9 protein-coding genes are annotated in these 13768 nt (G+C 62.3%); 2 read left to right on the top strand and 7 right to left on the bottom strand.

Annotated features, from left to right (window positions below; all coding sequences use genetic code 11):
* Nucleotides 1–3: 3 nt before the first annotated feature.
* Together aceB and QI450_RS07200 are read right to left on the bottom strand one after the other, a co-directional pair.
* The gene (gene aceB, locus QI450_RS07205; RefSeq protein ID WP_226776514.1) at nt 4–1602 is read right to left on the bottom strand and encodes a malate synthase A; all 1599 of its coding nucleotides are present in this window, start codon (nt 1600–1602) and stop codon (nt 4–6) included.
* Nucleotides 1603–1629: 27 nt separating this feature from the next.
* Nucleotides 1630–3039: an NAD-dependent malic enzyme gene (locus QI450_RS07200; protein WP_226776515.1), complete on the bottom strand. Its 1410-nt coding sequence runs from the start codon at nt 3037–3039 to the stop codon at nt 1630–1632.
* 209 nt (nt 3040–3248) lie between these two features.
* On the opposite strand from QI450_RS07200, the gene QI450_RS07195 reads away from it, so the two are divergent.
* Nucleotides 3249–4004, top strand: a complete 756-nt coding sequence (locus QI450_RS07195) for an IclR family transcriptional regulator (protein ID WP_226776516.1) — start codon at nt 3249–3251, stop codon at nt 4002–4004.
* A 61-nt stretch (nt 4005–4065) separates the two neighbouring features.
* Here the strand turns inward: QI450_RS07195 and QI450_RS07190 are convergent, their stop codons facing one another.
* The 5 genes from QI450_RS07190 to uraD all read right to left on the bottom strand — a co-directional run bounded on the left by QI450_RS07190 (nt 4066) and on the right by uraD (nt 11596).
* Complete coding sequence (locus tag QI450_RS07190; protein ID WP_226776517.1) at nt 4066–5574, bottom strand: nucleobase:cation symporter-2 family protein; 1509 nt, start codon at nt 5572–5574, stop codon at nt 4066–4068.
* 143 nt (nt 5575–5717) lie between these two features.
* On the bottom strand, nt 5718–6626 hold the full coding sequence (pucL, locus tag QI450_RS07185) for a factor-independent urate hydroxylase (protein ID WP_226776518.1): 909 nt from the start codon (nt 6624–6626) through the stop codon (nt 5718–5720).
* Between the two features lie 1174 nt (nt 6627–7800).
* On the bottom strand, nt 7801–10554 hold the full coding sequence (gene aceE, locus QI450_RS07180; protein WP_226776519.1) for a pyruvate dehydrogenase (acetyl-transferring), homodimeric type: 2754 nt from the start codon (nt 10552–10554) through the stop codon (nt 7801–7803).
* Between the two features lie 206 nt (nt 10555–10760).
* Entirely contained in the window at nt 10761–11102 is a 342-nt protein-coding gene (uraH, locus tag QI450_RS07175) for a hydroxyisourate hydrolase (protein WP_226776520.1), read from the bottom strand.
* Nucleotides 11099–11596, bottom strand: coding sequence for a 2-oxo-4-hydroxy-4-carboxy-5-ureidoimidazoline decarboxylase (uraD, locus tag QI450_RS07170; RefSeq protein ID WP_226776521.1), 498 nt, complete (start codon nt 11594–11596; stop codon nt 11099–11101). Before uraD ends, uraH begins: the two co-directional genes overlap by 4 nt.
* Before the next feature lie 615 nt (nt 11597–12211).
* On the opposite strand from uraD, the gene QI450_RS07165 reads away from it, so the two are divergent.
* Nucleotides 12212–13756 carry an NCS1 family nucleobase:cation symporter-1 gene (locus tag QI450_RS07165; RefSeq protein WP_226776522.1) on the top strand — a complete coding sequence of 515 codons (1545 nt, stop codon included), beginning with the start codon at nt 12212–12214 and terminating at the stop codon, nt 13754–13756.
* Nucleotides 13757–13768 lie beyond the last annotated feature (12 nt).

Genomic DNA, 13768 nt, shown 5'->3' with positions numbered 1-13768 from the left:
CTTTCAGCCGACCAGTTCGTAGGCGGGGGTGGTGAGGAAGTCCGTGTATTCCTCGGAGAGGCAGATGTCCGCGATCAGCCCGCTGGCGGGCTGGTAGTAGCGGCGGAACGCCTCGTCGCCGAACTCGGAACGGAGCCGCTCCGTTTCCTCGCCCAGGATGCGCTCCACCAGTTCCCGCGTGACGGTGTTGCCGGTATCTGCCAGGACGGATTTGTTGCGGATCTGCTGCCAGACCTGCGAGCGGGAGATCTCCGCCGTGGCGGCGTCCTCCATAAGGTTATGGATGGCCACAGCACCGTTTCCGGAGATCCACACCGCGGTGTAGGCAACGGCGACGTACAGGTTTAGGCGCAGGCCGGCCTCGGTGACCTGACCGTCGGCCGAAGCGATGTCCAGGAGTTGTTCCGCAGTGACCGAGACCTCTGGCCGCAGCTTGTCCAGCTGGTTGGGACGGTCGCCAAGGACCGAATCGAACACTTCACGGCACGTCGGCACCAGATCTGGGTGGGCCACCCAGGACCCGTCGAAGCCATCGTTGGCCTCCCGGGTTTTGTCCGCCCGGACCTTGGCAAATGCGGCTTCCGTAACCTCAGGATGGCGGCGGTTGGGGATCACCGCAGCCATGCCTCCCATCGCAAAGGCGCCGCGGTGGTGGCAGGTCTTGACCAGCAGTTCCGTGTAGGCGCGCATAAACGGTGCCGTCATGGCCACCGAGGCACGGTCCGGAAGGACAAACTCCTCGCCGGCATCGCGGAAATACTTGATGATGCTGAACAGGTAGTCCCAGCGTCCGGCGTTGAGTCCGGAGGCGTGGTGGCGGAGTTCGAACAGGATCTCGTCCATTTCAAACGCGGCAGGAATCGTCTCGACCAGCACCGTGGCACGGACGGTTCCCTGCGGGATGCCGAGCCGGTCCTGGGCGAAGACAAACACATCGTTCCAGAGCCGCGCTTCACGGTGGCTCTCCAGCTTGGGCAGATAGTAGTACGGGCCCTGTCCGTTGCTGATGAGTTGCTTGGCGACGTGGAAGAAGTGCAGACCGAAATCAACCAGCGCGCCGACCGCCGGCCGACCGTTAACAAGAAGGTGGCGTTCCTCCATGTGCCAGCCGCGCGGACGTGCGACGACGACGGCGAGCGGTACGTCCGTCCGGAGGGTGTACTCCTTTCCCTCCGGGGAGATGTAGCTCAGTGTTCCAGCGGCGGCGTCCCGCAGGTTCAGGATCGCGTCTATGACGTTGGCCCAAGTGGGTGTGCTGGCATCCTCAAGATCTGCCAGCCAGACCTTTGCGCCCGAGTTCAGCGCGTTGATGGCCATTTTGGCCGGCGTGGCGGGTCCGGTCATTTCCACACGCCGGTCCTGCAGTGCGGCCGGAGCGGGGACCACCGTCCAGTCGCCCGCGCGGACGTCCTGGGTCTCGGGCAGGAAGTCGAGCTTGCCGGTCCGGGCTACCTGCTCGCGCCTAACCACGCGGGCCGCGAGGAGTTCGGCACGGGTACCGGCGAAGCGAAGGTGGAGTTCCTCCACAAAGGCCAACGCCTCCGGGGTCAGAATTTCTTCGGCACGTGCAATCGGGTGCGGGTCAGTGACTGAGAGAGCCATGGTCCGGGTCCTTTCCTTGACGGTGAATCAGGCTTTTGCGAAGACAGCTGCGCGTGCTGCGTGGGCTGCGTGGGCGACCGCGGACGCTACGTCGGCGGCAACATGCGGATCAAAGACACTGGGGATGATGTAGCTGGCATTAAGCTCGTCATCGGCCACACGGTTGGCGATTGCCTCGGCGGCCGCCACCAGCATCTCCGGGATGATGTCCGATGCTCCGGCGTCCAGCAGGCCACGGAAGAAGCCGGGAAAGGCCAGCACGTTGTTGATCTGGTTCGGGAAGTCGCTGCGGCCGGTGGCTACAACTGCCGCGTGAAGGGACGCGACGGCCGGGTCGATTTCCGGGGTCGGGTTGGCCATGGCGAAGACGATCGCATCCTTGGCCATGGAGGCGACCTGCTCCTCGCCGATCACGTTGGGGGCGCTGACGCCGATGAAGACGTCGGCGCCCTTAATCGCCTCGTGCAGTGTCCCGGAGAAGCCTTCCTCGTTGGTGTTCGCCGCGATCCAACTGCGGTGTTCGTCGTCGTAGTCCTGGCCGGAGTGGATGGCACCGGAGCGTCCGGCGGCGATGATGTGCCGGGCACCCTGGGCCTTGAGCAGCTGGATGATGGCCGAACCGGCGGCACCAACCCCCGAGACGACGATCCGCACGTCGGCGAGCTTTTTGCCCACCACCCGCAGCGCGTTGACCAGGGCAGCCAGGGTGACAATGGCGGTGCCGTGCTGATCGTCGTGGAAGACAGGGATGTCCAGCTCTTCGCGGAGGCGGTTCTCGATCTCGAAGCAACGCGGTGCGGCGATGTCTTCAAGGTTCACACCACCGTAGACGGGGGCTAGGGCCTTGACGATCATGATGATTTCCTCGGTGTCCTGGGTGTCCAGGCACACCGGCCAGGCGTCGACATTGGCGAACTGCTTGAACAGCGCCGCTTTGCCTTCCATCACGGGCAGGGCAGCTGCGGGGCCAATGTTGCCCAGGCCCAAGACGGCGGACCCGTCGGTCACGACGGCGATTGTGTTGCGCTTGACGGTGAGGTTCCGTGCGGCGTCGGGGTTCTCGGCGATCGCCATGCAAACGCGCGCCACTCCCGGCGTGTAGGCACGGGAGAGATCGTCGCGGTTGCGGAGGGCCACCTTGGGCACCACCTCGAGCTTGCCGCCGAGGTGCATCAGGAAGGTACGGTCCGAGACGTTGCGGACCGTAACGCCCGCGAGAGCGTTCAGCGCGTCTTTGACGCGGCCGGCGTGCTCGTCGTCGGTGGTGTTGCAGGTGACATCGACCACGAGCGTCTCGTGGTGGGACTCTGTGACGTCCAGCGCGGTAATTGCGGCACCGGCAGCGCCGACAGCGGCCGCGAGTTCGCTCGTGGCGGTGAAGCTGGACGGCGCGTCCACGCGAAGGGTGATCGAATTTCCGGGGCTCGGGTTCGCCATTGAATGTTCCTCCAGTTCGGGCCCAGGGCTGGGCTGCTGTGCTAAATAAAAAAGTTTCGTATTATGGATATTATTATCTACTGAGTGGAAATACAACCCTGTGGTGTTGTGGTGGGCCTCAGCGCGGTGCTGTATCTTAGGGATTTCAAGCAATTATTTTCACGATGTGGATATAACGTGCCGGACCGATCCAGCAGGAGACCACTGTTATGGCCGAAAAAGCCCCCGGAGGCGTGCAGTCCGTTGAACGCGTCTTCGAACTCTTGGAACTCATTACCGACGCCGGCGGAAATGTCACGTTGAGCGAGCTCTCGTCCTCGACCGAATTGCCGCTGCCGACGATTCACCGCCTGCTGCGCACGCTCGTAACGCTGGGTTACATCCGGCAGCTGCCCAACCGCCGCTACGCATTGGGGCCCCGACTGATCCGGCTCGGCGAAGCGGCGAACCAGCAGCTGGGCGCCGTCGCCCGGCCGCAACTGAAGTCCCTCGTGGACCGGCTGGGCGAGACAGCCAACATGGCGGTACTGGATTCGGACATGGTTATCTACGTGGCACAGGTGCCGTCCCTGCACTCCATGAGGATGTTCACCGAGGTGGGCCGCCGTGCCCATACCCATGCCACCGGCGTCGGCAAGGCAATCCTGGCCCAGCTCGACGACGAAACCGTCCGCGGGATTGTCCACCGCAGCGGGATGCCCGTTGCCACGCCGAAAAGCATTGGCGACGTGGAGAGCCTGCTCCTTGAGCTGAAGCTGATCCGTGAACGTGGTTACTCCATCGATGAGGAAGAACAGGAAATTGGTGTTCGTTGCTTCGCTATGGCGGTTCCTGATTCACCCACCCCGGCAGCCATTTCGGTGTCCGGTCCGGTATCGCGGGTGGACCAGTCCTTCGCGGAACGTGCCGTGCCCTTGCTGCGTGAAGCCGCACTGGCAATTTCAGCTGAGCTGAACCACCAGTAGGCCTTGTTGGCACTGTCTTCGCGGTCGTCGCGAAGACAGTGCCAACCGCGGGCGTTGGCGGTCAGTGTCCGGCCGGGCCGCCGGTAGACTCCAGCGGCACTTCCTTGCCGTCGCAGTCAATCAGCTTGCCGTTTTCGTAGCGGTCACCGTCGGCCAGGCACTTGAGGTCTTCCTCGCGGATGACCCGCCCTGTTCCGGCGACAAAGACCGACTGGTTCTCCGAGTTTCCTGCCTTCAGGTGGTTGAAGAGCAGGTTCAGTGCGATGGCCATCACGGCGGCGGAGCTGATCCCGGAGTGGAAGATGGTGCCGAACCAGGACGGGAACTTGTCGTAGAAGGTGGGAGCGGCAATCGGAATCATGCCGAAGCCGATCGATGCCGCCACGATGATCAGGTTCATGTTATTGCGGTACTCCACCTTTGCCAGAGTCCTGATGCCGCTCGCGGCGACCGTTCCGAAAAGTACAATCCCGGCTCCGCCAAGGACTGCCGTCGGGACCGCAGCAACAACCCGGCCCATCACCGGCAGCAGGCCGAGAAGCACCAGGATAACGCCGCCTGCCGCGACAACGTAGCGGCTCTTGATCTTGGTGACGGCTACCAGCCCCACATTCTGGGCAAACGCACTCTGGGTGAAGGAGCCAAAGACCGGCGCCACCATGCTGGAGACCATATCGGCGCGCAGGCCGGCAGCGATCCGTTTGGAATCGGTTTTGGTGCCGACGATTTCCCCGACGGCCAGAATGTCGGCCATGGTCTCGGTCAGGATGACCAGGACCACGATCACCATCGAAATGATCGCGGCGACTTCGAAGGTCGGGGCACCGAAGTGGAAGGGCGTGGGAAAGGCGACGATCGGCCCACTACCCACCTTCGAAAAGTCGGCCATGCCGGTGACAACCGCAACCACAGTCCCAATCACGATTGCCAGCAGGATGGAGAGCCGCGAAATGGTGGCACTGCCGACCTTGCTGAGAATCAGGACCAGGGCAAGCGTCACGGCGGCCAGCCCGATGTTGGCCATACTGCCGTAATTGTCGGCCTTCCTGTTTCCGCCCATGGCCCAGTTGGCGGCGACGGGCATCAGCGTCAACCCAATGGTGGTGATGACGGTGCCGGTGACCACGGGCGGGAAGAACCGGACGATCTTGGAGAAGACCGGGGCAATGAGCAGGCCGATGGCGGCAGAGACGATGACAGCACCGAAAACTGCCGGCAGGCCGCCACCGCCCGTAACGACTGCGACCATGGTGGCGACGCTGGCAAACGACACACCCTGCACCAGCGGCAGCTGCGAACCGAAGAACGGCAACCCGAGGGTCTGCAGAAGTGTGGCAAGGCCGCCCATAAAGAGCGCGGCGGCGATGAGGATTCCAACGTCTTCGGGCGACAGTCCCGCTGCCTGACCCACAATCAGCGGCACGGCAATGATTCCGCCGTACATCGTCAGGACGTGTTGGAAGCCGTAGGCGAAGCTGCCTCCGATGGAGAGCCGTTCGTCTTCGGGGCGGGCCGAAGACGTGCGGCCGCCGCTCGCCTTGGCGGAATTCTTGGCATTTTTTAGGTTCATGGCAGACCTTCTTGGTTCATGGCAGACGTCGTCGTCTGGCTAACTGGTGTCTGGCTAACTGGATGCTGCAGGTACGTCGGTAGTGCGGGGGTGCGGTGGCGCAGGCACACGGAGTTACCCGCGCCACCACCATGTTTTTCAACTCAGCAGAAGCCGGCGATTCCCGACCATGCAATGGCCGCCGGAGTGGATTCCTCGCGCTGGACGGTGGCCTCGATCAGGCCGTACGGCCGGTCTGCGGCGAAGAAGACCTCATTGGGGTTGTCAAGGCCGAAGGGTGAGAGGTCCACCAGGAAGTGGTGCTTGTTCGGCATGGAGAACTTGATCTCGTCGATCTCAGCGTGCGCCTCCAGGACCTTCTTGCCCATGTCGAAGAGTGTCTGTTGCAGGGCGTGCGAGTAGTTCTCGGTGAACCCTTCAAGAAGCAGGCCCTTGACATCTTCATAGCTCTTGTTGAAATCGAAGCTGCTGAAGTCCGTCCCGGTCTTGAAGCGCCAGCGCGCGGCCACATCCGTAGCCAGGATCCGGTCCGTGGTCTCCGGAAGCGTCGTGTACCTGTCTTTGGGGTAGCCGACGAAGCCTGACTGGGTGGTTTTGAGGACGGTGAGGTCCCGAAGCCCGGAAATGAGGTGGTTGGTGTCACCGTCACGGACGAGGACGACGGTGCGGATTTCCTGTCCGTTGCGCACGAATGAGTGGTCGTGGGAGGTGCCGTGGGACTGGATGCGGTCCCAACTGTAGGCCTCGGCTTCCCAGCGTCCGCCGGAGACCCAGTCGAAGCTGGAGGTGAAGTGATCACCCAACCGAAGCAGCAGGGCCTCGGGCGATCCGATGCCCTCGCGGGCAAACGCGTACACCGTGTTCTTCTGGGTGTCGGTTGGCACAACGTGGGCGTTGTCCCCCGCCAGATGCGCAGCGGAAAAATCGCCGCGGAGCTGTGAGGAGACGTTGAGGTCCTCAATTTCGTGCCGGTCCGAATCCCGCGTGATCTTGACGACGCGGACTTCCGCCTTGCCGAACTGATTTTCGCCAAGGATGATGTTGCTGCTCATGGTCTGCTCCAAACTTCCGTTATGTGAAATAAATAATCCACACTGAAAACGGGCGCATTTTCTACTGCGGCCCAATGGTTTGCTGTCGACCCAAACAAAAAATGAGCCGACATCGCTACGATGTCAGCTCATTACAACCCTGCCTGCTGCTCCCAGGTTACGTGACGTCCGCCACGAAGTACTTCAACACTAAGGGACATTGACCGTGTTGTACATCACGATCTACAAGAAACTTTTCCGCACCGCGCCGGTTCCGCGCACCCGCCGGACCCCTTGACCGACAGATCCCACGTCCGTATGCTTTTTCATACAGTAAAAAAGTTATTTCATTATATGGAAATGAGGTCATCATGTCGCATGATGAGGGGCACGTGCCCGCACAGTCGGAATCTTCAGCAGGGTCAGCAGCGCCAGCTCCTGATTTCTATTTTCCTGCCGGCGGCGGTACGGATCCTGACTTCGCTCCGCGGGCAGAGACGGTGAACGTTCGGGGCCCGTTCTCACGGTGGCTGCACAACTCGCTGCTCGCCGGCAGGTGAAGGGACTCCCCTGCCGAGTTACGAAGTCCGCCGGAGCGCCGGTTGTTGGGCTGCTCATTAAAGCGCGACGGCGATCGCGCATCAGCCGGATGGTACACGTCAGGCCTGGGTTGAAACCCGCGGCCCACGGCAACCCCACATAAACCCCAGGGCTGGAATCAGGTACCGGATCCACGTCAAGCGCCACAATCCCGCGGCTTCGCGGCGTGTCGAAGATGGGTCAATGCCTCTTGCCAGTACCCCGCGCCGACGGCCCGGCCCCCGCCGCGGCGCATCCTCCGCCGCGGCGCATCCTCCGCCACAATAAGCGGCCCATCCGGACGCTTCTTTAACTGCCCGCGTCGACGGATCCTGGCGGGCATCTCCGAGCACAAGCGACACCGATGAACTGGCTATTGCCGTGGTGTGCGGCAACGTTGTTTAAAACCAATGCGTCCAAGCCATCGCCGGGCTTTCAAGGAAGCTGGTGCAAGTCCGTCCCGGACCGCGGTTTCCAGCTTCGCGACGGGTCACAGACCAGCAGGCGCGTCCCGCAGTCCCGTGCGCCCGGCCGTGGAGGTAATGTCCACGAACGGGCGCGCTGTCGACTCGGCGATATACGCGGCCCCGGCGAAGGAACGCGCGGTGGCGGACCGTCAGGAATCCCCGCCTGCCCCTCCCGTAGTCCCGGCCGTGACATCCAGCAGGCGGTATTTTTCGATTGCCTGGGCGGGTGCTTGGGTGTCTACTTCGCCGCGGCGGGCGAGCATCTGCAGGGAACGGACGACCACTGAGTGGATGTCGTTCTTGAAGAAGCGTCGTGCTGCGGCGCGGGTGTCGGAGAAGCCGAAGCCGTCCGCGCCGAGGGAGGCGAACTCGTTCGGGATGAACTGGCGGATCTGGTCGGGCACGGCTTTCATGTAATCGGTCACGGCGACGATCGGTCCGGTAGCGCCGGCGAGTTGTTCGGTGACGAACGGGACGCGTGCGGGCTGGCCGGGGTTCAGGAATGCTTCTTCCTCGGCGGCCATCGCGTCCCGGCGCAGTTCGGTCCAGGACGTCACGGACCAGACGTCGGCGGAGACTCCCCAGTCTTCGGCGAGGACTTTCTGGGCTTCGAGGGCCCACGGGACGGACACGCCGGAGGCGAGGATTTGCGTGCGCGGGCCATCGATCTTGGCCGGCGCGAGCAGGTAGATGCCCTTGATGATGCCCTCGACGTCGAGTTCCGCCGGTGCTGCCGGTTGGGAGATCGGCTCGTTGTAAACGGTGATGTAGTACATCACGTTCCGTGACGGGTCGTTGTCCGCCGGGCCCGGACCGTACATCCGGTTCAGGCCATCGCGCATGATCACGCCGATCTCGTACCCGTAGGCCGGATCGTAGGTCATCACGGCCGGGTTGGTCGCGGCCAGGACCGGGGAATGGCCATCGGCGTGCTGCAGGCCTTCACCGGTCAGGGTCGTCCGGCCGGCGGTGGCGCCGATGATGAACCCGCGGGTCATCTGGTCCGCGGCGGCCCAGAAGGAATCCCCGGTGCGCTGGAAGCCGAACATCGAGTAGAAGACGTAGATCGGGATCAGCGGTTCCCCGTGGGTGGCGTAGGAGGTCCCCGCGGCGGTGAACGCCGCGACGGAGCCGGCCTCGTTGATGCCGGCGTGCACGATCTGCCCGGAGATGGACTCCTTGTAGGCCAGGACGAGCTCGCGGTCCACGGAGAGGTAGTTCTGCCCGTTCGGGTTGTAGATCTTCGCGGTGGGGAAGAACGCGTCCATGCCGAAGGTCCGGGCCTCGTCCGGGATGATCGGAACGATCCGCTTGCCGAACTCCTTGTCCCGCATCAGGTCCTTGAGCAGCCGGACGAAGGCCATGGTGGTGGCTGCCAGCTGCTTGCCGGAGCCGCGGTTGGCGACTTCGTAGACTTTCTCCTCCGGGAGGGTGACCTCGGTGTGCTTGGAGCGGCGTTCGGGGACGAAGCCGCCGAGCGCGGCCCGGCGTTCCATCAGGTACTTGATCTCCGGGGAGTCCATGCCGGGGTGGTAGTACGGGGGCCGGTAGAGATCCCCTTCGAGCTGTTCATCGGTGATGGGGATGCGCAGGTGGTCCCGGAAAGCCTTCAGGTCCGCGAGGGTGAGTTTCTTCATCTGGTGCGTGGCGTTACGGCCCTCGAAGTGGGTACCCAGGCCGTAACCCTTGACCGTGTGGGCCAGGATAACGGTGGGCTTGCCCTTAAATTCGGTCGCGGCCTTGTACGCGGCGTAGACCTTGTTGTAGTCGTGGCCGCCGCGCTTGAGGTTCCAGATCTGGTCATCGGTGAGGTCCTGGACCATTTCCTTGGTCTGCGGAGTCTGGCCAAAGAAGTGCTCCCGGACAAACGCGCCGGACTCGGCCTTGTACGTCTGGTAGTCCCCGTCAACGGTTTCGTTCATGATCTTCACCAGCGAACCGTCCTCGTCCTTGGACAGGAGGTCATCCCACTCCCGGCCCCAAACGACCTTGATGACGTTCCAGCCCGCGCCGCGGAAGAATGCCTCCAGTTCCTGCATGATCTTGCCGTTGCCCCGCACGGGCCCGTCGAGGCGCTGGAGGTTGCAGTTGATCACGAAGTTCAGGTTATCGAGCTTGTCGTTCGCGGCGAGCTGGAGCAGGCCCCGGGACTCCGGCTCGTCCATTTCCCCATCACCCAGGAACGCCCAGACCTGCTGGTCCGAGGTGTCCTTGATACCGCGGTTGGCCAGATACCGGTTGGACTGCGCCTGATAAATCGCGTTCATCGGCCCGATACCCATCGAAACCGTCGGGAATTCCCAGAACTCCGGCATCAACCGAGGATGCGGGTACGAGGAAAGCGCATGGCCCTCCTTGGACTTCTCCTGCCGGAAACCGTCCAGGTCCTCCTCGGACAACCGGCCTTCCATAAACGCCCGGGCATACATCCCCGGAGACGCATGACCCTGGAAAAACACCTGGTCACCGCCGCCGGGATGATCCTTACCGCGGAAGAAATGATTAAAACCAACCTCATACAGCGTCGCGGCACCGGCATAGGTGGAAATATGCCCGCCAACACCAATATCAGACCGCTGCGCCCGATGCACCATAATCGCCGCATTCCACCGCAACCACGCCCGATACTTCCGCTCGATCTCCTCATGCCCCGGGAACGCCGGCTCCTGATCGACCGGGATCGTGTTCACATAATCCGTGGTCGTCACCATCGGAACACCCACGCTTTGCGCGCCGGCCCGCTGAAGCAAACTACGCATTATGTACTGGGCACGCTCGGTACCCTGTTCCTGAATCAAGTCATCCAGGGACTCCAGCCACTCGGCGGTCTCTTCCGGATCACGATCAGGCAGCTGGTTAGTCAACCCGCTAAGGATATGGGAGGTCTCTTCTCCTGCAGCCACGTCCAACCTCTCTTCATCTTTGAATGTCTGGGCTAGTTATTTTCATATTGTGAGAAAACATTCTTGCTATTCGAGATTACCGACCCCGGTAGGGGCAGTCAAGCAGGAACGGCCGCCAACGACCAGCTGCACACCTCAGGGGCCTGTCCGTGGATTGTGACTGCGGAAAGGCGCCGTCCGGGCTGAAGCCGGACGGCGCCTGGGGTTCAGCTGCCGCGATAGCTGGAGAATGAAAACGGGCTCAGGAGCAGCGGCACGTGATAGTGCGCCTCATTCCTGTCGACGGTAAACGTCAATACGACCTCCGGAAAGAAAGCGGGCGTGTTCAGGGCGGTGAAATACTCCGCCGTCGAGAACTGCAGGCGATAGGTGCCGGAGTCCAGCACCTCGGGACCGAGATCCTTGACGCGCCCATCGCCATCGGTATGCCCGGCCGCAACCTCCGACCAGTCTCCGTTGTCCAGCGCCAGCAGGCTAACAGGGACGCCGGCAGCGGGTTTGCCCGTCGCCGTGTCCAGAATGTGCGTTGTTATGTGGGAACTCGTCACTGGCTCATCATTCCTCTGAGTCGATGGATGGAAATCTCGCGCAGCTGCTGCTGCACTATAGGCTCTTCCTCGTTGGCGGTGTGGGAAATCCGCACCTGAAGCGCCTCCAGGATTTCCTCTTTACTGCGGCCGGCGGCGCGGATCAGAAATACCCGCCCGAACTTCTCTTCGTAGCTCCGGTTCCCCTCGGCCAGCGCCGCAATGACAGCATCCGAAGACTCGCCAAGGGCATCCTGCTCACCGCGCGAGAGTTTGGCTTCAGAGCTCTCCCCCGCAGCGACCTCGCCGATCCGGGGATGGTGGGACAATGCCGATTCCACTTCAGCCGCAGCGAAGGGAAAGGCGGCACTGCGGGCGAAGTTCAACAGGTCCTCGACTGAGGCGAAGGGCCGCTCGTCGGCAATCTGCTCGACCCACCTTTGAATATCAAGGCAGGGACGCAGCGCGGAGATAATTTCCGGGCGGCTGGCCCCGTTGAAATCCTTGAGCAACATAATTAGTCCTTCTGCTTTGGGCCGCTGTCCGCGATGCGGTGGGACAACACCAGTCTATTTCACATCATGGAAGTCTTATTCCAATATCCATCAGTGAAGCGTACGCGATTTTGCGTGTCAACTTTTTCCAGTGCCTCACCACTGCACGGGACGCCGATCGCTTCCGTGCCGCTGACCCGACCATACCGGCGCGCAGCCCGAGGCGCCGGCGGCCACAAAAGGCGCCAGGCATCCGACGGCGGCGCACCGTGCGCCGTGCGGCATCACCCACTGCCGCGGCAGCCCCGCCACCCCGGTCACCTTGGTTCCACCATATGAAAGTTTTCTCTTCCCTTGTGGAAGGACGTGATCTGGGTTACTTTTAATTTGTTCCTCAACGAGGAGGACAGCAACAAACGATTGGTCGTCTTTATGCGGCAGCCCCTGCTTATCCCCGGGACGTACCCCGTCGACAATCCAGCTATGCCGCGGCGCCGTCTGGACCCGCTGGTCCCCCGGCTTTCCGTTCCTGAATCTCAGGACTGCAGTACACGGCCATAAGCCGCCCCTCCAGCCTGTCGGCAGTTACGCCGACCCTTCGATAGAACACATTTCTTGTTTCCGAGAGGCAATTCCATGTCACAACTGCCGAACGCGGCTCCGCCCGTCGACGAGAACCATGACCGTCCCGCCGTTGCGTTGGATGACGTACCCTCCGCCGCGGAGCTCGGCTTGTCCCCGACGAGCGCCCGACTCTACAACCAGGACCTCGCGCCCACAATGATGAAGGGCCGCCGCTGGACCGCCTACAGCATCTTCACCCTCTGGGCCAATGACGTACACAGCCTGGGCAACTATGGTTTTGCGATCGGCCTCTTCGCTCTTGGCCTTGGTGCGTGGCAAATCCTGCTCGCCCTCGGCGTCGGTGCCGTCCTGCTGTTCCTGCTTCTGACGTTTTCCGGCTTTATGGGCCATAAGACCGGTGTCCCGTTCCCCGTCATGAGCCGCATCGCCTTCGGAATCCACGGCGCACAAATCCCGGCCCTGATCCGCGGCGGCGTTGCAATCGCCTGGTTCGGCATCCAGACTTACCTGGCTTCGCTGGTCCTCCGTGTCCTCCTGATCGCGCTGGCGCCCGGCCTGGCGGACCTCGACAAGGACTCCATTCTCGGCCTTTCGACCCTGGGCTGGGCGTCGTTCCTCGCACTGTGGATCGTGCAGGTGATCATCGTCCGGTACGGGATGGACATGATCCGTAAGTACGAGGCGTTCGCCGGGCCGATTATCCTCATCACCATGGCCGCACTGGCCATCTGGATGTTTATGCAGGCCGGAGGCTCCATTGCGCTCTCGACACCGGACGCCCTGACCGGAGGCGCCATGTGGCGGGAGATCTTCGCTGGCGGCGCACTCTGGGTTTCCATCTATGCCACGTTTGTGCTGAACTTCTGCGACTTCACCCGATCGTCCACCACCCGCAAATCCATCATCAAGGGTAATTTCTGGGGCATCCCGATCAACATGCTCTTCTTTGGCCTCATCGTCATCGTGATCACGGGAGCCCAGTTCAAGATCAACGGCGTAGTGATCGGCAGCCCCTCCGACATTGTCCAGTCGATCCCCAACACCTTCCTTCTGGTGGCAGCGGCACTGGCTTTGCTCATTCTGACCATTGCTGTGAACCTGATGGCCAACTTCGTTGCGCCGATCTACGCCCTGACCAACCTCATGCCTAAACGGCTGGACTTCCGCAAAGCCAGCCTGGTCAGCGCAATCATCGGACTGGTGATCCTACCCTGGAACCTCTACAACAATCCGGCAGTCATCGTCTACTTCCTGGGCGGCCTCGGCGCGCTCCTCGGCCCGCTGTTCGGCGTCATCATGGCCGACTACTGGCTGATCCGCAAAACCCGCATCAATGTCCCGGAGCTGTACACCGAAGTCGATAAGGGTTCCTACTTCTACAGCAAGGGCGTCAACATGAGGGCGGTCGGAGCGTTCATTCCGGCGGCGATCATTTCGCTCCTGATCGCCTTCATTCCGGCTTTGCAGCCGGTCGCGGCGTTCTCCTGGTTCATCGGCGCCGGAATCGGAGCCCTGGCGTACTTCATCGTCGCCGACCGCAATCGGGAATTCCATGACGTCTCCGGCGAGCCGATCGCCGTACCCAGCCTCCACTGAACCGCCCGGCAT

The sequence above is a fragment of the Arthrobacter sp. EM1 genome (assembly GCF_029964055.1).
Classification (GTDB): Bacteria; Actinomycetota; Actinomycetes; order Actinomycetales; family Micrococcaceae; genus Arthrobacter.
Note: the sequence above shows the minus strand (reverse complement) of the source record. Positions and strands in the feature narration are given on the sequence as shown.